11 protein-coding genes and 1 pseudogene are annotated in these 18,485 nt (G+C 42.2%); 7 read left to right on the top strand and 5 right to left on the bottom strand.

Features of this window, described 5'->3' with window-relative positions; genetic code table 11:
• Positions 1 to 389 precede the first annotated feature (389 nt).
• Positions 390 to 1,097, top strand: a complete 708-nt coding sequence (locus tag RMY27_RS05450; RefSeq protein WP_322661137.1) for a hypothetical protein — start codon at positions 390 to 392, stop codon at positions 1,095 to 1,097.
• Positions 1,098 to 1,180: 83 nt separating this feature from the next.
• Here RMY27_RS05450 and RMY27_RS05445 read toward each other — a convergent pair whose 3' ends face one another.
• From RMY27_RS05445 to RMY27_RS05435, 3 genes are all read right to left on the bottom strand, one after another.
• Positions 1,181 to 2,563, bottom strand: coding sequence for an HlyD family secretion protein (locus RMY27_RS05445; protein ID WP_322661134.1), 1,383 nt, complete (start codon positions 2,561 to 2,563; stop codon positions 1,181 to 1,183).
• Between the two features lie 6 nt (positions 2,564 to 2,569).
• The gene (locus RMY27_RS05440) at positions 2,570 to 4,789 is read right to left on the bottom strand and encodes a peptidase domain-containing ABC transporter (protein ID WP_322661132.1); all 2,220 of its coding nucleotides are present in this window, start codon (positions 4,787 to 4,789) and stop codon (positions 2,570 to 2,572) included.
• Between the two features lie 160 nt (positions 4,790 to 4,949).
• On the bottom strand, positions 4,950 to 5,339 hold the full coding sequence (locus RMY27_RS05435; RefSeq protein ID WP_322661131.1) for a hypothetical protein: 390 nt from the start codon (positions 5,337 to 5,339) through the stop codon (positions 4,950 to 4,952).
• Positions 5,340 to 5,511: 172 nt separating this feature from the next.
• On the opposite strand from RMY27_RS05435, the gene RMY27_RS05430 reads away from it, so the two are divergent.
• The 6 genes and pseudogenes from RMY27_RS05430 to RMY27_RS05405 form a co-directional block, all read left to right on the top strand.
• Positions 5,512 to 9,048 (top strand): NB-ARC domain-containing protein, encoded by a 3,537-nt coding sequence (locus RMY27_RS05430; RefSeq protein WP_322661129.1) that lies wholly within the window; start codon positions 5,512 to 5,514, stop codon positions 9,046 to 9,048.
• 104 nt (positions 9,049 to 9,152) lie between these two features.
• Positions 9,153 to 9,404, top strand: a complete 252-nt coding sequence (locus RMY27_RS05425) for a hypothetical protein (protein ID WP_322661128.1) — start codon at positions 9,153 to 9,155, stop codon at positions 9,402 to 9,404.
• Between the two features lie 457 nt (positions 9,405 to 9,861).
• Positions 9,862 to 10,890 (top strand): CHAT domain-containing protein, encoded by a 1,029-nt coding sequence (locus RMY27_RS05420; protein WP_322661127.1) that lies wholly within the window; start codon positions 9,862 to 9,864, stop codon positions 10,888 to 10,890.
• Positions 10,891 to 10,943: 53 nt separating this feature from the next.
• Positions 10,944 to 15,278: a WD40 repeat domain-containing protein gene (locus tag RMY27_RS05415; RefSeq protein ID WP_322661126.1), complete on the top strand. Its 4,335-nt coding sequence runs from the start codon at positions 10,944 to 10,946 to the stop codon at positions 15,276 to 15,278.
• A gap of 323 nt (positions 15,279 to 15,601) precedes the next feature.
• Positions 15,602 to 15,865: a hypothetical protein gene (locus RMY27_RS05410; RefSeq protein WP_322661124.1), complete on the top strand. Its 264-nt coding sequence runs from the start codon at positions 15,602 to 15,604 to the stop codon at positions 15,863 to 15,865.
• A 62-nt stretch (positions 15,866 to 15,927) separates the two neighbouring features.
• Positions 15,928 to 17,032 (top strand): annotated as a pseudogene (locus tag RMY27_RS05405) (IS4 family transposase); the annotation flags it as partial.
• 171 nt (positions 17,033 to 17,203) lie between these two features.
• On the opposite strand, the gene RMY27_RS05400 reads toward RMY27_RS05405, so the two are convergent.
• Positions 17,204 to 17,371 carry a hypothetical protein gene (locus RMY27_RS05400; protein WP_273770043.1) on the bottom strand — a complete coding sequence of 56 codons (168 nt, stop codon included), beginning with the start codon at positions 17,369 to 17,371 and terminating at the stop codon, positions 17,204 to 17,206.
• A gap of 240 nt (positions 17,372 to 17,611) precedes the next feature.
• A complete protein-coding gene (locus tag RMY27_RS05395) occupies positions 17,612 to 18,427 on the bottom strand; it encodes an SDR family oxidoreductase (RefSeq protein WP_322661121.1) in 816 nt (271 codons plus the stop codon).
• Between the last annotated feature and the right edge of the window lie 58 nt (positions 18,428 to 18,485).

Raw genomic sequence — 18,485 nt, 5'->3', positions numbered from 1 at the left:
ATTTTTCGCCTCTACTTGCGGCTGGCGATTGCCAGCCGTAGGCGAAACAGCGCCATCGCTGTTGGAGGAGATGGGTAATACTTTGGGCAACGATTAATGAGCGTCGTCGCGTGATGCTGGAGTTTAAGGATCTTGACCGTGAGAAGTTTGCTCAACTGGTGACAGATGTTAGAAGGGGAGCAACGCGATTTTGTGAGGTGCTGAAACCTGGGGCGTATATAGCTTGTTTCAGGATGCGAGCGCAACTAAAATACTAGGTTTTGTTGAGAATATAGACGTGTAATTGAGAACCAAACCTCGATCTCACTTTTTCGCGTTGCTCCCTGTTAGAAGTTGGGGAGAATTCGATTTGGAAACCGGATTTTAACAAGGGGCAGTTATTGCCTGCTGTGTTGTTACTTGAAAATCTGAATCTGTTGCAGTTTCTTACGCCAGATGTTCAGTTACGTGGCAGCGACGAGAAGATGCTGGAGTTTAAAGCGCTGGCTGTTCAGCACAGGCATGTTATCAAGAATTACCTGAATGTTAGTATCTCGGAAAAACTTACTTCCATAGCGATCGCACAGAAACTACTTGCAAAGATTGATTTGAAATTGGACTACGTTGGTCGGTTGGGTAAGCGTGAAAATCGGGAGTGCGTTTACCAGTTTGTTGCACCTGATGATCAGCGTAATTCTATTTTTGGGCAGTGGTTAAATCGGGATGAAGCGTTTTCAAGGGAATTGGTGTCAGTCACTAATAATATAAGTACAACTACACCAGTAACTGACACAACATCACTATCCATATCGCACAATACTGAAGTGGTGTCAGGCACTAATAATATAGTCTTTGCAACACCACTCAGTGACACAGCACCACATACCCCAGAAAATATTGCTATTCAACGATGGAAGGGGCTGAAGCTGAAAATGCGCCTTGGACTCGACAGCGTTGGCAAGTTCTACCAACAGCTAGTCTCCACAATCGGCTCGGCTGTCGGTGTTGCTGATGGTGAGCCTTATTGGAACGCATACCTGGGGCAGTGGCAGGTATGGGTTAACTTTGGGAGCGAGTGTAGGTCTGTGGTGTGCGATTGGGTCGAGTGTATGGGGTGACGTTTGTTGCCGTCAACCTCAGAGGAGAACACTTTCAACTTCTCGCATATAACGGTTCTCGTTCCCATTTCCAGTAGAGCTAGTTACAAGTCTGCAATCAACCTTGCCTTCCTCAGAAAGAATTGCATCACAGTCTCTTCTCTAGAAATAATATCGACTGTACCTTCCATTCCTAACTGGAGCGCACATTGATGTTTTTCCCTACCTAGAGAAAGACTTTCTGGCTCAATTATTACCTCATAGTACGCACCAACGACTGCCATCTTCTGGCTGGCAGATGTTGTGTCAGTGGCATTAGCAGCATTCCCTTGAGGTGCGATTGCATCTGGGGAAATCGTCTTAACCTTGCCTTTAAGAGTACCATAATCTGGATAAGGACAAGCAGAAACCCGCATTTGTACAATTTGACCTTGTTTCAACTTATTTTTATCCTGAAGTGTTACTGCTGCCTTTACCTTCAAGGGTGCATCACTGGGGACAATTTGGGCAATTTCCTGTCCAGCAGGCACAGTTTGACCGGAGTTTCGCAGGTTTAATTTAGAAATAATTCCGTCTGCTGTGGCAGTAATCACAGTCTGACTGAGGTCGATATTTACTTGTTGGAGTTCGCGGGTGTCCCTCTCTAGCTGTTTTTGGATTTCAATTCGTTGCTGGATTAGAGCAAAGCGTTCTTTATCTAAAGTAGCAATGTTGGCTTGACCAGTAGCTTTTTCTTGGGCAATGCGATTATAAGCGATCGCTACTTGTGCATTACTGGGATTGAGAGCAGTTTGCACGTGTTCCAATTTGGCTTTAGCTGCTTGAAGAGCTTGTTCATGCTGGCGAACAGCTAATTGTGCTTCCTCAAATTGATCTTGAGACAAGGCTCCGGCTTTGGCTACACCCTCGTATCGATTCCGCTTTGACTGAGCTGCTTTAAGACTAGCATCCGCAGCTTTAACATTGGCATTCGCTTCTTCAACATCAGTAGCGGTGGTAATAAGTTTATCTTGATAGTCCCGGCTACGACCGCTTAATTCAGCAACAGATGCAGCGATCGCACGGTTGACGCGCTCAGTTTCAGCTAAAACCTGACTATCAATGGCGTTAATCTGGGCATTAATTTGAAAGAGTTGTAAACGACTTTGCCCAATGTTGCTTTGCAGTTGGCTCTTTTTGGTTTGTAGCTTTGAGTTATCAATAGTAGCAATGATATCCCCTTTTTTGACAACTTGATTTTCTGCAACAAAAACCTGCGTCACCTGACCTTCGGTAGCAGCTTGAACGAGCCGCAATTCACCAGCAGGGCGGACGACTGCTTGTCCTTTAACCGTTACTTTATATTTGGTAATAGAGGCGAGTGGAACGCCTAACCCCACAGCACAGACAAGAACTAGTCCGCCCCAAATAGTCCAACGACCAAGTGACGGGAGAAACTCGTTGTCTTGAATTGGGGGCAGGTAGTCGGAGTTGGAATGGCTAATCATGCTATTTTATTTACTGATTATTGTGCTGAATTTACCGTTAGAGTTAAAGGATTTAGGCACTAAACCATTTGTAAATGGGTCAACGCCGTCTAAAAAGTCTAAGTGTTCACCAGCTTGATGGTGGAGATCCTCTGGAGTGCCTTGAATTTTCAAACACCCTTCTTCGAGCAGTACAATCCAATCAGCCCGCCCAATGACTTTGGGGCGGTGGCTAATCATAATTGTGGTTTTATCCTGCCGATGGTGCAGGAGTCTGTCTAGCACTTCGGCTTCACTCACTGGGTCGAGAGCGCCAGTCGATTCATCTAAAATTAATACTGGTGGATCAGTTACTATAGCTCTAGCGATCGCTAATCTCTGTCGTTGTCCACCAGAAAGATTCGCGCCAAATTCACCTAAAACAGTTTGATACTTGTCGGGTAGTTTACTAATAAATTCATCTGCACCAGCAATAGAGCAAGCCTCAACAATTTGTTCAAACGTTATTTGAGGATAGCTGAAGCGGAAGTTGTCAATAATTGAGCGGCTCCAGAAGTGTGGTTCTTGAGGAACTAAAACTACTTGTTGCCGCAGACATTCCATCGAGAGGTCTTGCTGATTATAGATGCCATAGCGAATATTGCCAGACTGGAGGAAATACAAACCTGCAAGTAGTTTAGCAAGGGTACTTTTTCCACAGCCGGATTTGCCAATCAAGGCTATGACTTGACCACCAGGGATAGTCAGCGAAAAATCTTGCAGCAAATCAACTCTACCTGCATGGTGAAAATTAAGGTTGGTGCAAGTAATATCTGCATTGCTCTTAAGTTCTGCCCAAGGTTTTTTCTCGTCTTTTTCGTCTTCTGAGGTAGCATCAATTACCTCTGTCAGACGTTGGATGACAATCTGGGCAGTGATGAACTCATCAACTAAGCCGATGACTGAACCCAAAAAGCCGAGAAAGTTGCCACTCATACCACTAAATGCTAGCAACTGACCGATGCTTAAAGTGCGATTAATTACTAAATAGCTACCTAACCAGAGTAGGGCAATACTAATAAAAGTGGAAAGAATACTAGTCACTGTACTACTATAGAGCCCCAGCTTCATCGTACTCCAGCCCAAGTTAGCAAGCCGACCATAATTCGTCTGATACTCTTGCCAAGCTTGGGGAGTGGCTTGGGTGGTTTTGAGAACTTGAACTCCGCGAAAGGTTTCGACAAGAAAGCCTTGGTTTTCTGTACCCAAGACAATCATGTCGCGGGTTTTCTGGCGCAAGGCTGGGAGAAAAAGCAGATTGACAAGGGTGACAATAATAAAGGCAGCCAGGGAAGCCAAAGTCAGCCCCCAACTGTAAAAGAGCATGAAGCCCAAGGAAACCAAGGCGATAAAAAACTGACTAGGTAAACCGAGGACAATTTGACCAACAAGAGAGTGGATGGCATTAACATCGGCAATGCGACTAACTACCTCTCCACTACGACGACCCTCAAAGTAATCGAGGGGCAAGTGCAACAGTTTCCGCCCATAGTCAAAGAGCAGTCCTAATTGCAGGCGCTGGCCAAAGTGACCGATTAGGAATGACTGGACTAACCCGATCGCACTCCGAATCAGATTCATGAAGATAACCCCAATCGCCACAGTTGTCAGTAATTGCGTATCTCCTCGCACTAGCACGTCATCGGTGAGCAGTTGCATCATAAAAGGGGAGGCGAGCGAGAGCAGACCGATCATAATATTGATCAGGATTGCCTGACTCAGAAGGAAGCGATAGGGCCAAACTCGCTTGAGATAACGCCCTATTCCGCCCACTTTATCGTTCGACTGCTCATAAAAGCGGCTGTCATCTGGCGTAAGCAGCAACATTATGCCGTTGCCCCAACCAGCGGTCAACTCGTTGCGAGTGAGGTAGCGAATGCCGACACCGGGATCGACAGTTACATATTTTTTTCCTTTTCGCCCGTATAAAACTACCCAGTGGTAACCTTTCCAGTGAATGATGCCTGGTAGAGGGGCTTTGTCCAATTGGTTAAGCAGTTGTGGAGAAGCTTTGACTTGGCGGGTATTGAATCCAAGGGCTTCTGCACCACGACTCAAACCCAGCAGGCTGCTTCCCCGTGCTCCTGTACCGACCGCTTCTCGGACGCGGTTGATAGCGAAAGTGCGTCCGTAATGTTTGGCAACAGTAGCAAGGCAGGCAGCACCGCAGTCTTCTTCACTGTGTTGTAGTACACTTTGGTATTTCATCTTTAGGAAGAATGTTAATAAAGAGCAAAGAAAGAACAGTCGGGGCGGAAGCCCCGACCATAAGGTTTCAGAGCAAGCTTATGGAGTTAGACTACTGCTGCAAAGCTATAATCTAAGCAATGAGAGTGATTCAGCTTGCTTTGTAGCCTCTGTCCATCTTTTAAGTAACTTTGTAAGTCACGTCATACGTAGAGCCGCTTCCAGTCACTCTTTTCGTTACTAAGCCGTTTGTTGGGCTGCTAACAGTAAAACTACCAACTGGGTCATCCGGGTTGAATGGGTCTTGATCGCGAAGACTGATCGTGATTGTGCCGCTGAAATCTCTTCCTATGTTATCAAGATTCTTGATATCTCCATCATCTATGCTGCGAGGTCCCCAAACCCGATCATCACCAATTTTGATAAAGAGATCGTCTGAGTTTAAAAAGCCATCTGCACCAGATTTGATGCACTGAACTTTATCTAAGATAACTCTCCTACCTCCCTCGATAATGGCAGCTTCTGCGGGCGTTAATTCAGTGAATAGTTGTGCATACTGATTGTCTTTCATCTTCTTTCTCCAAAAAATTTGAGTTTTGTTGAATATCAAGTTCTGCTTGTTTGAACCTGATATATTAATCAAACTCTACTGATACCTAACTTCCAGCCTGAATATTATTGAGTTGTTCTAACTTATGACTGACTTGAGCGTGTAAAATTTAGATAGTTGCTTGCAATTAGCTATGCCTAGATCGCTCAAAGTTCGTCATGATTGCGTTGAAAAAGTTAAATTGGCAGTCAGGCGTAATAGCTTTCCCAGCCAAAGAACTTTAGCAGAGGAAGTAGGACTTGCTCTAGCCACAGTTAGCAACTTCCTGACAGGGAAACCTGTGGATCATGCGACTTTCGAAGAACTCTGTCAGAGATTGGCACTCGATTGGAGAGAAGTCGCTGATTTAGATTTTGAGGCTCCATCAGTGACTATGTACCAAAATGCCGATAAAAAAACTACTAGCAAACACCAGGATTGGGGAGAGGCAATTGATGTTTCGGCGTTGTATGGGCGTAATGAAGAACTTGCAACTTTAGAACAATGGATTGTAAATGAGCAATGCCGACTGATTGCTGTAATTGGGATGGGTGGCATTGGCAAGACAGCTTTATCTGTAAAAGTTGCACAGATAGTACAGGACAAATTCGACTATTTGATTTGGCGGAGTCTGCGTAATGCTCCACCAGTCCAGGAACTTTTAAAAGAGCTAATTTACTTTCTTTCTCAGCAACAGGAAACAAACTTACCAGAAACTGTAGACGGTAAAGTATCCCAGTTACTGAAGTACTTGTGTAAAAAACGCTGCTTATTGATACTGGATAATGCTGAGTCAATTTTATCTAGTCACAACACCTCTGGGGCATATCGTTCAGGATATGAGGGATATGGACAATTGCTCAGATGTATTGGTGAAAGCACTCATCAAAGCTGTTTATTGTTGACTAGTAGAGAAAAACCTAAAGGGCTGAGTTACAAAGAAGGAAAATACTTGCCTGTTCGTTCATTGAAATTAAGCGGCTTAAAACATGACGAAGGTTATTTGATTTTTCAAGAAAAAGGCTTTGCTATATCCCAACACAATAGTCAAGCATTAATAAAACATTATGCAGGAAATCCTCTAGCATTAAAGATCGTAGCAACAACGATTATAGAATTATTTAATGGTGACATTGGTCAATTTTTAGAACAAGGTATTGTTATTTTTGGTGATATCAGAGAATTGCTAGAGCAGCAGTTTAATCGCTTATCAGCTCTAGAACAACAAATCATGTATTGGTTGGCGATTAATCGCGAGTGGATTTCGCTGGGAGAATTAGCTCAAGATATTGTACCGTCTCCTAACCAAAAGACTTTAATAGAAGCTTTAGAATCCCTATTACGTCGGTCTTTAATTGAAAACTCCAGAGCAAATTTTACTCAACAGCCTGTGGTTATGGAGTATGTGATTGACAGATTCATTGATGAAGTTAACCAAGAATTAAATTCTCAACAAGTTGGGCTATTGCATACTCTTGCTTTGATTAAAGCTACTGCCAAAGATTACTTGAGAAACACCCAAATTCGCCTAATTCTCAAACCAATTGCTGAGAGATTACAAGCTCAATTCGCAAATGTTGAAAAATATTTAAATCAACTATTGTCCAATTTACGGCTTTTAGCAGCACAAACTCCTGGTTATGCAATTGGAAATATTATCAACCTGCTTTGGCAACTAAAAATAGATGTCAGCGGCTATGATTTTTCTGAGTTAACCATTTGGCAAGCTTACCTGCAAGGCATGAACTTACACCAAGTAAACTTGACAAATTCAAATTTAACTAAATCGGTTTTTACTCAAACTAATGCAGGTATTTTATCAGCCGCCTTTAGTGGGGATGGAAAGCTTCTAGCTACAGGAACTGATAACGAAATTTGTTTGTGGCAAGTTGCAGATAGCCAACAACTCCTTTATTACAGAGGCCACACAGGTTGGGTGGTATCAGTGGCTTTTAGCCTGGATGGACAAATTCTTGCAAGTGGCAGTAACGACCACACAATTAAATTGTGGGATATTCAGACTGGGCAATGTCTCAAAACTCTGCGTGGTCACAGCAGTTGGGTGCAATGCGTTGCTTTTAACCCGGATGGGCAAATTCTTGCAAGTGGCAGTAACGACCACACAATCAAATTGTGGAATATTCAGACTGGGCAATGTTTCAAAACCCTGCAAGGACATAAAGGGCGGGTACTTTCGGTTGCATTTAGCCCAGATAGACAAACTTTAGTCAGTAGCGGCGAAGATCAAACTGTTAGGCTGTGGAATATTAGTGATCAAGAGTGCTTAAGAATTTTAGAGATCCAGATCAATTGGATACTATCTGTAGCTTTAAGTCCAGATGGACAGACACTGGCAGTTGCTAGCGAAGGTAATACAGTTAAATTATGGAATATACAGCCCGGAGAATGTGTCAAAATACTACCTGGCTACAGTAATTTTGTTTGGGCAGTTACGTTTAGTGCAGATGGTCAGGTATTAGCGACAGCAGGTGAAGATAAAATAGTTAAAATCTGGGATGTCTCAACAGGAGAATGTCTGCAAACTTTGCAAGAGCATACCGAGAGGGTTTGGTTAGTCGTCTTTAGTCCTGATGAGCGAACATTAGTTAGTGCCAGTAATGATAAAACAGTAAAATTATGGGATTTCCATACTGGACAATGTTTGAAAACGCTAACAGCTTATAGCAATTGGGTATCATCTGTTGCCTTTAGTTGGGATGATCAAATCTTGGCAAGTGGTTGTGAAGACTATCAGATTAGATTGTGGAATGTATCGACAGGGCTATGCATCAGAACATTGCGTGGGCATACAAATATTGTTTCATCAGTTGTTTTTGCTCCCAAAGCAGTTGTCAGTGAAGCATCAAATTCGATTTTGGCAAGTGGTAGCGACGACAAAACCATTAAGCTTTGGGATACCCAAAGTAGTGAATGTATAAAAACATTGTGGGGGCATGATAATTGGGTACAATCGCTAAGTTTTAGCCCTAATGGTGAGATTTTGGCAAGTGGTAGCCGCGACCAAACAGTAAAGCTTTGGGATTGGCGCACTGGTGAGTGTCTAAATACATTGCTTGGACATCGCCACAGAGTTAAGTCAGTCGCTTTTAGTCCCCAAGGTAATATACTCGCAAGCGGTAGTGATGACCAAACCATCAAAATTTGGAATGTTACTCAAGGTGCTTGTTTGCAAACATTGGCTGGGCATGAAGACTGGGTACTTTGTGTAGCTTTTAGTCCCTGTGGCAAATTATTGGCAAGCAGTAGCGGCGATCACACAATTAAGCTGTGGGATACGTCTACTTGGGAATGTCTGCAAACTTTGACTGGGCATAGCAATAGAGTAAGGTCGGTTGTTTTTAGTTCGGATGGTCGAAGATTAGTTAGCTGTAGCGATGACCAAACACTTAAGTTGTGGGATACAGGTACAGGCATAAATTTGAGAACATTTGAGGGGCATCAAAAGGTAGTCTGGTCAGTTGCTTTTAGTCGGGACGGTCAAATGTTAGCTTCCGGCAGCAAAGACGAGACTATCAGGCTTTGGAATGTAGAAACTGGAGAGTGTTTAAAAACCCTGAGAGCAAACAGGCCTTATGAAGGGATGAATATTACTGGTGTCATTGGTTTAACTCCAGCACAGAAAACAACTCTCAAAGCACTGGGAGCAGTAGAAATTAATTTATTAAAGTAATTAAAATTAATTTTTGTAAAAATAGCTTTTTCCATAGCTCAAGATGTAAATAGAAACTCTACAATTAAACATATCAAGCAACTAGAGTATTACTAGATGCAGTTATGGATGAAAAGAGTTCTCAATCTAACCACTCTAATGATGCAAAAAGTACAGATAAGTCTTCTGAGGAAGATGAGGTCATCAGAAAGCCGCCTGTGGTTGATGCAATTACTGTTGAAAAATCGTTTGACGATTCGCGTGACCCAACGGTACAAGATAGACCTTTATCAGAAGATTTAATTAAGGCTGCTACTACTCAAAAAATAGAAGAAGAACAAGTTAGAAGAAAACTAATTGTTCCTCCTGATGCTTAACCCAAATCATCCACCTAAAGGGTGATAAATCAAAATCGTGATAAAGATTAATTATTAATCTTTGTTGTAATAAATAGTTGTAATTTGTTTTCAACTAAAAAATAATTAGTCACCAAAATAAATATATAAAATATATAGCTGTTTTTGAAAATTTTATTACACTTCATTGTTTCTGTTATGCCAAGACTTCTACTTATTTGCCTCTGTAATTAATTTATTCAGAAATCAAAGCTGCTTGCCTTGCTATATTTGAATAATGGGCTTTTAAGCCATCATAATTGGCTCCTTTAGAATTCTTTGCTAAGGAAAGGTTTTTTGCGATTTAGCTTCTAAAGGTTGGTTTTTTATTGTTAAGCTTGCTTAGAATTATAAAGAAATAGAAAAAAATAAATAATTTTCCGAAATTTGAAAAACTAACTGTGTTTATATAAAAATTAAACAAAACAACAGATAGATTGTGAAAAAAATTTTATTATTATCAGCAAACCCTAAAAACACAGACAAGCTGCGCTTGGATGAAGAGGTACGGGAAATTCAAACCGCACTCAGGCAAGCCAAAAATCGCGCACAGTTTGAAATACTAACTGAGTTAGCACTAAGAGTTGACGACTTACACCGTGTATTGTTAGAGCATGAGCCTGCAATCGTTCACTTTTCTGGACATGGAGCGGGGAATCATGGTTTAGCTTTAGAAAATAATTCTGGGCAAATGCAGCTAGTGAGTACAGAATCACTAGCCAGATTATTTGGACTGTTTCAAGACAAAATTGAGTGTGTTTTACTCAACGCCTGTTACAGCGAGACTCAAGCTTTAGCAATTCACCAACATATAGATTATGTAATTGGGATGAATCAAACTATAGGTGATAAAGCAGCGATTAAATTTGCTATTGGATTCTACAACGCGCTTGGTGCAAGTAGACCTTATGAGGATTGTTTTGAATTTGGCTGTACTTCGGTTGATTTACAAGGAATTCCTGAATCGCAAACCCCCATACTTAAGGCTAGAAAACGTCCTTCTATCCCTGTGAATGAGAAGACAACTCAAAAAGATTCTTCAAGAAAACAAAACTCACAGCCTCAACATATGGGCAGCATTTCTCAAAATGTCAATGGCGGTCATGTGTATGGTGGAATGCAGGCATCTCAAGGTAATAATAACCAGCAAATTTCCCACACTTATGCTTCAAAAGAGCAACAATCAACTCTTACTGATGCCGTAGCAGAAGTTCAGCAACTGTTAGAGCAGTTAAGTCAGGCTTTTCCCATTGACACAACTCTTGGAAAAATGGCTGTAGCAACAGAAGCTATCAAATGTATTCAAAATAATCAGCTTTTGGCGCAAAAAATCATTAATGCATTAAACTCTGAAGGGGTTTTTAACTTTAAAAAACTACTTAATCATCCAGCAGCAGATTTTACTATTGCGGCTTTAGGGGATTGGTACAATAACAATTCTCAAAATTATTTGCTCACGATGGAATAATTATTCATTTAAGTTCATAGTTGAAAGTTTTGATGTATTTCCAGAAAATAGCCATGAATAAAAAACATGCATCAGAAGAAAATTCTTTTCTACCTCCTCTCTATCAAAGTATTGAACAAAATGTTGAACGCTCAATAATTAAAGGAGGTATACAAAGTATTCAAGGTAACAATAATAGTCAGAGTCAAGATAATAGACATTTTGAGCAAACTATTACTAGAGCAAAATACCTGGCTAATACAGCAACAGGTAATGCCGTTATTAATATTAAAAACTATTATTACCGTGAAGATATAAAGGCAGCACCCGTTACTTCAGATGACACCAATGTTGATGATAATCTTCCCTGCCCTTATCGAGGTTTATTTCACTTTGGCCCTAATGATGCCGAATTTTTCTTCGGACGCGATGTTTTTATCGCAGAACTGATTCAAGCGACGGCAAAGCGTAATTTCATTCCTGTGCTAGGTGCATCGGGAAGCGGTAAATCTTCCGTAGTGTTGGCAGGATTAATACCAAAGCTACAACAACAAGGTTATTGGCTATTTACTCACTTTCGTCCTGGTTCCGACCCCTTTCATGCTTTGGCTGAGGCCCTAGTTCCTCTGTACACAACTGGTGATGCTACTGTGCAGATAGCCCAAGCACGAGCTTTAGCTAGATATTTTCACGATGACAAGGTAACACTTCCTGATATCTTTTCCCATATTCAGCGTCAGCATCCTAATCATCGGGTGTTGTTGATTGCCGACCAATTTGAAGAACTTTACACTCTTTGCAACGATGAAAAAACCCGAACTAGTTTCTTAGATACATTATTAGCTGGCTTTGAATCGTCCTTGTCTAGTTTCCAATCACCTCCTGTGCTACTTGCAACAATGCGGGCAGATTTCTTAGGAAATGCTTTATCTTATCCTGCTTTTGGAGATTTATTGCAGAATACTGATATCAAAATTAGGTCAATGAATCCCTCCGAGCTTTCACAGGTAATTGTAAAGCCTGCTGAGAAAGTTGGAATAACCTTTGAAGCGGGGCTAGAGGAACGTATTTTAAACGATGTAGAGGATAAACCAGGAAATTTACCACTACTGGAGTTTGCCTTAACGCTGTTATGGCAACAACGAACGGGTAAAAAATTAACTCATTCAGCCTATGATGCGATTGGTAATGTACAAGGCGCTCTAGCCCGCTATGCAGATGAAATTTATGACAAACTGAATGCAACCGAGCAAGAACAGGTGCGACGGATTTTTATTCAATTAGTTCGTCCGGGTGAGGGAACAGAAGATACGCTCAGGCTGGCAACCAAAGCGGAATTAGGTGAAACAAGCTGGGGATTAGTTTCAAAAATAGCTAATGCAAGATTGGTGGTTACAAGTCGCAATACTGCTGATCAAGAAACGGTAGAAGTTGTCCATGAAGCACTAATTCGTAATTGGAATAAACTGCGGCAATGGATAGAAATAGATCGCAGCTTTCGTGCTTGGCAAGAAAGACTACGAGTAGGAATGCAGCAATGGAATGCTACTCGTAGGGATGAAGGTGCGTTGCTGCGTGGCAAACCTTTAGCTGATGCTGAAGATTGGTTACAAAAGCGCCCAGAGGAGTTGGTTGCAGAGCAGGAATATATAAAAGCTAGTTCAGGCTTACAGGAAAGAGAGAAAGATAAGTTGTCTCGTCAACGAAAACGCATAATTGTCGGATTAACTGGCGGGTTAGCAGGCGCATTAGGACTAGCAGCTATAGCAGGATTGGGGTGGTGGCAAGCCACCAATGCCGCAACTAATGAGCGCATTAAAGCACTAGTAGTAGAGTCACAGTCACTGTTGGCTTTATCACACCGGGGATATTACTCTAACAAGAAAGACTCCGCTCCATCCAAAGACCACCCTCCTAAAGAACGAGAGCAGGAAGAGGCTAAGAGATACGAAACTTTCTTCCAAGAAGCCTCGCTCAGGGCTATTGAAGCAGGCCGGGAACTGCAACATGCTCCTGGCATCGAAACGGGAACCAAATATCAAGTTTTAGGAGCATTGCAACAAATTATCGGCACGAAAGTAGAGCAAAAAACATTCAGCTTACCGGAGTGCGAACTTGCCAAGCGAGGACCTTTTTCACTGGCATGGAGTTCCGATAGAAAGACGATCGCCTGTGTTAATTACGATGGAACGGTGAGGCTCTGGGATGGTGAAACGGGCAAAAAAACTAATGTTTTTCAGGGAGATTCAGAGTGGGTCGATGATGTCCAATTCAGTCCGGATGGGAAAATGGTGGCATCGGGGACTGTAGATGGCACGGTGAAACTTTGGGAGCGGGCAACGGGCAAAGAAATCCGATCGCTTAAAGGACATCTGAGCCAAGTGAGTAAAATCCGCTTTAGCCCTGATGGTCAGACTATCGCGGCAGCTAATTATGACGGCACAATCATACTCTGGGATGTGGCAACCGAACGGGAACTCAAAACACTGCCGGGGTTCTCGGACTCGGGAAATTCGAAGATTGAAAGTATTTTCTTTAGTCCAAACGGTCAGTTTATTGTCTCTTGTGGTTCTATCTATCCAAGCAACGTTATAAAAATATGGGAAGTTTCAACAGGCAAGGAACTCAAAACTCTTGATGTAGGAGACGACAGACTTTCTGACATCTACATCAGCTCGAACAGTCAAACTCTCGTCTATTCTACGAGTACCCTCAACAATCACAGTGTACATTACTGGAATATTTTAGAAAACAGAGAAATTAGAAACATACCCGTTCCTGGCAAAACATTTTTCGGACCGGATGAACGATTAATTGCGGTAATTGATGAGAAGAAATATGATTTTAATAGAGGAATTTTTGACAGAAATGATAAGGGTTTAGTCTCGCTTTGGGATACTTCAACGGGTAAGAAAGTAAGGACAAACAATATTTTTCCTGACATTCCCTTTCAGATTTCTTTTAGTCCTAACGGCAAAATGATTGCAATAAAATCCTACAGTTACGATAGAGACGATCCATTATTTGCTAACACCGAACGCAAAGGTAGGGTTTCTTTTTGGAGCCGAGAAGGAACAAAACTTAGTACGATAGAACAATTGGGAGAAATTTTTAATCCTACCTTTAGTCCAGATGGTCAAAAAGTTGCGGTTGCCAGCTTTGGAGATGATGCTAAAGGTCGGCACATTATACTCAATTTGTGGGATGTCTCAACGGGTAGGCTACTTAAAACACTATCTGACGAGTTTGTACTATTCAGTCAACGAGGATTCGCTGTAGGTTTAGGAATTCGCTTTAGTCCAGATGGAAAGGTGATAGCGGCGATCAGCAACAGTGGCCTTGCAAAGTTTTTTGACAGTTCGACCGGGGCAGAATTGGATCTTCCCAACATTAATCCTTCTCGTGACATTGATCGTCCTCCAATTATATCGAGAGATGGCAAGGACCTCATAACTCTCGGAACGGATGGTTCAATGCGAAGACAAGATCGCTCAACCGGTAAAATCATTTATAAGTTAAAGCGATGGGATGCTGTGCTAGTGAGCGCCGCTCGTATCAGTAATGACAACAAGACAATTACAACTGTGAACTGGTACGGAAAACTACAGAAGCGAGAACTGGCAACCGGTCAAATCCTCAATACTATCGACCTACCGTTTCACAAACTCGCATCTACTCTTGAGTTCAGCCCGGATGGTCGCGAGGTAGCGGCGGCAATGTCAGATGACACCGTCAAGATTTGGGATGCGACCACGGGCAAAGAAATTGCTACCCTCAAGGAGTACGCAAGTCAATCAGATTCAGCCTGGCTCAAGGATGAACTTCACTTTAGTCCGGATGGCACGATAGTTGCAGCTTTAGGTAGCGATTACCAAGGGCTTTATGAAAAGGGGGGTAAGCTGGAATTATGGAAAGTCTCAACAGGGAAACCCATTCAATTTGTTGAGATACCTTCTGGTGTCAAAAATATCTCCTTTAGCCATACCAGCGATGAGTTGGCACTACTTAAATCCGATAACACGATTCAGCTATGGAAGCTCTCAACTCGCAAATTGTTAAAAACGATTAGACCATCTTTAAACCGTGCGGCTCTCATTCAGTTCAACGGCAATAGCAAAATACTTTTTGTTTTAGGTTCAAATGAATTAAAAATGTTGAATATTGAAACGGAGCGAGAAATTGCATCCTTCAAGCTTCCTCCTACTTCTTCGGTTAAGTCTATCCATTTTAGTGCTGATGGTAAAACGCTTGCTCTAGGAAGCGATGAGACGGCAGAGTTTACTTTTTTGGATTTTAATTTAGAGGATCTTCTGGAGCGTAGCTGCAATATTGTCCACGATTATCTGAAGAATCATCAAAATGTGAATGAAAGCGCTCGACATCTATGCAATTTTTCGACTGTCCGCTAGTACATATCTCCAAATAGTTAACTTTTGGTAATTTATAGGTTGTCTTGCATAAAGTTGTTGAAAAAAGGAAAACCTCTGCACCGAATCCTCCAGCCTCCCGAATACCTCTGATTTCTCTTGTTTACTCATCGTCTACTCCACTGCAAAAACAGTAAAGACCTAGCGTGGCAAAACTTACTAGAGAGGAGCAGAAATCCTGTAATCTTGAGCTTGTAGTGAAATAATGGTGCAACAACTTGGTAAGAAAAAGTTTAAAACCAGAGGCAACATCGTTTGAAGTACTAGATTGTGTTCAAAAAAAATGCCCTTCGTGTGGTCAAGCAATGTGGAATGAATACAATAATCCTCGACATATAAGAACGTTAAATGGGGTAGTAGAACTACAGCTAAAAATTCGTCGATGTCAAAATAAGTTATGTCTGCGGTATAAAAAAGCATATCGACCAGAGCAAGAAGGGTCACTCGCTCTACCACAAAACGAATTTGGTTTGGATGTGATTGCTTATATAGGAGCATTACGATACCAGGAACATAGAAGTGTTCCCCAAATACACACTCACCTTGAATTAAAGGGTATATGTATCTGACTTTTCCCGTTAAGTCTTGAAATGCTTACTGGCAAAGGATTAAAGAAACAGCGCAGCATATTGGCAGTATTGAGGCTAAAAGAGAAGGTTATGGCCCAATTGGCAAGGCAGGTAATGGTTTAATATTACACAGTGCCTTAGCGATAGAGCCTGAGAAAGGTCAATCCATAGGTCTGTTGTGGCAAAAACTTTGGAATCGTGAACTAAAACAGAAACCACCGAAAGATGAAACGCCGACACAGAAGAAAAAACGGCAAGCAGCAGCTCGAAAAGAAGCCCGAAAACGCCCCTTTGAAGAGAAAGAATCTTACAGGTGGATAGAGGCACTTACCACTGTAGAAAACCTTGTAAGTAAGCACACACGAGTGGTTCATACTTTCGACCGAGAAGGTGATATCACAGAAGTTTTCGATAAAATTCGTCAACTTCAGCACACAGGAGTTTTGGTACGTGCAGCTCATAACCGCAGCCTAGAAACTGAACAGCGAGCGTCTTTGGTCAAAGCTAGAAGCACAACCTGTCAGTCTGGAACAGGAAATCGAATTACCCAAGACGAGCAAGCGTTCTGCCCGGAAAGCCAAGCTATCTGTACGATTTTGTCCCGTGAATCTCCGCATCCCCTATCGTTTTGATAACCGTGACCCTCTACTTGTGTATGCTGTTTATGCCACAGAAGTTGATTGTCCAGAAGGTGAAATACCTGTCGAATGGATGCTGTTGACTACAGAAGTTGTCGCAGATATCCAGATGGCTTCTACGATTTTACGTTGGTATTCTTACCGTTGGCGGGTGGAGGAATATCACAAAATCTTCAAATCTGGTTGCCAGGTAGAACGATACAGGCTGGCTGCTGAGGGCATGAAAACCTTAGTTGGTTTCTTGGGTGTAATTGCTGTTGAACTGTTGCAGTTAACTTATTTACACCGTACCCAGCCTTTCGCCCCCGCGATTGAAATTCTGAATCCTTTAGAACTGAGAATTTTGAAAGCTAAATCTCCTAAACTGCCCAAAGTGCTAACTGTTAGTTGGGCTGTTGAAGCTGTTGCTCGTCTTGGCGGCTACCTAGAACACCGAAGCAAAACACCAATTGGCATTCAAGTACTGTGGCGAGGTTGGTTAAAATTACACGATCTCTGTGAGGGTTGGCAGCTTGCAAAAGAGACTTAACGGGAAAAGTCAGGTCTATCCAAGGTGCAGCCATTTTGCAAGGGTTTCCCGGTTGGTACGAGTTTCCCAACGAGACTGCTACGGCTGGGTCAATCATCGGCTATTCTGTCCCTCCCAGCTTCGCAACACAACTATTTATATCTGCACAAAGTATAGCTATGTAGGCAATAATTAAGGCTCTACTCCTTCATCAATCCAAGCATCAATTGCTGTTTTTACCTCTAATTCAGTCACGGCAGACCACTCTTTTTCGTTGATAGTTGTTTTAAATACCGCTCTTTTACCGTGACCAACTTTTTCCATTGAGTGTCCGCGATACAAATTTTTAGGCTTAATCATCTTTATAGAATATTATAAGCTGTCGCTCAATAAGAAGAGTAGTTTGATTTTCTATAATGACTGCTGATCGAGGGGATTATCATAACTGAGGTGCGCTGTGGCAGGTGAGTGCATAAAGGTGTTCAGTGCGGAGTCTAGTGGTAGAGAGTAGGCAAGGAGAAGGCTGCAATCAAGCTCTAATACGCAGTACTAAAATTTATGGAGATTTATATACTCTCAACGCAGTTTCTAAAGTTCTGGTTACTTCTGGGTAGCAGTTGGCTTGCGAACAGTCGCAGCAGTTATACGATCAACCAATCCTGGCATAATTAGCTTTGCCCAAGGGAGTACTTTACCTTTCAACGTCATGATGTGTTCTCTTTTACGCCGCTCCATCGCCCAGATAATTTGATGTACACACTCATCTACTGACATATTGCCTTGCGTTTCATCACGCGGACTTTTGCCTAATGGTTTTCCATCTGCTCCCAACGCTCGTTGCCGAATATCTGTGGCGACAAACCCTGGTGAAACAACCAATATATCTACTCCTGTTGAGTGCAATTCTATCCGTAATGTATCAAAGAAGCCTTGCATAGCGTGTTTACTGGCAACGTAACCTGTACGAGTCGGTACACCTGTTTTGCCACAAATTGAAGAAATCGCTACTAATAGTCCTCGACTGGCTTTTAGATAGGGTAGGGCATAATGAGTACAATAGACCGCACCTAAATAATTAACCTGCATTACCCGCTCAAAAATGGACAAATCTGCCACTTCATCAAAGCACGTCAGCATTCCGATCCCGGCATTGTTGATGAAAATATCAATCTGCCCAAACACGCCAATCGCTCTCTCTATCAACTGCTGGCAAGCTGATGCTTGAGTTACGTCTGTAGGTACTGCAATCACATTCTGTGTATGATTTGTGCAAGCAGTCAGTGTCTGTTCTAATTCTTCTTGATTACGAGCCGCTAGGACTAAATTTGCATCTTGTTGGGCTAACGAGATTGCCAGCTTTCGCCCAATTCCTGCTGATGCACCTGTAAGAACAATGGTTTTATTAGCAAAGCTCATAATCATTGGTGTCAAGTTAAAGCCTCAGCCCAGATGTCAAGCGACCTTGCGGCGTTGC

Source organism: Nostoc sp. DedQUE09 (assembly GCF_034530915.1).
In the GTDB taxonomy this organism is placed as follows: Bacteria; Cyanobacteriota; Cyanobacteriia; order Cyanobacteriales; family Nostocaceae; genus Nostoc.
The sequence above is the reverse complement of the archived record's forward strand: the minus strand, read 5'-3'. Positions and strand labels throughout refer to the sequence as shown.

Coding starts and splice junctions, on each gene's coding strand:
- RMY27_RS05415 (WP_322661126.1), top strand. CDS start 10,944: ATGAATAAAAAACATGCATCAGAAGAAAATTCTTTTCTACCTCCTCTC.
- RMY27_RS05440 (WP_322661132.1), bottom strand. CDS start 4,789: ATGAAATACCAAAGTGTACTACAACACAGTGAAGAAGACTGCGGTGCT.
- RMY27_RS05435 (WP_322661131.1), bottom strand. CDS start 5,339: ATGAAAGACAATCAGTATGCACAACTATTCACTGAATTAACGCCCGCA.
- RMY27_RS05395 (WP_322661121.1), bottom strand. CDS start 18,427: ATGAGCTTTGCTAATAAAACCATTGTTCTTACAGGTGCATCAGCAGGA.
- RMY27_RS05425 (WP_322661128.1), top strand. CDS start 9,153: ATGGATGAAAAGAGTTCTCAATCTAACCACTCTAATGATGCAAAAAGT.
- RMY27_RS05430 (WP_322661129.1), top strand. CDS start 5,512: ATGCCTAGATCGCTCAAAGTTCGTCATGATTGCGTTGAAAAAGTTAAA.
- RMY27_RS05400 (WP_273770043.1), bottom strand. CDS start 17,371: ATGATTAAGCCTAAAAATTTGTATCGCGGACACTCAATGGAAAAAGTT.
- RMY27_RS05410 (WP_322661124.1), top strand. CDS start 15,602: ATGTGGAATGAATACAATAATCCTCGACATATAAGAACGTTAAATGGG.
- RMY27_RS05445 (WP_322661134.1), bottom strand. CDS start 2,563: ATGATTAGCCATTCCAACTCCGACTACCTGCCCCCAATTCAAGACAAC.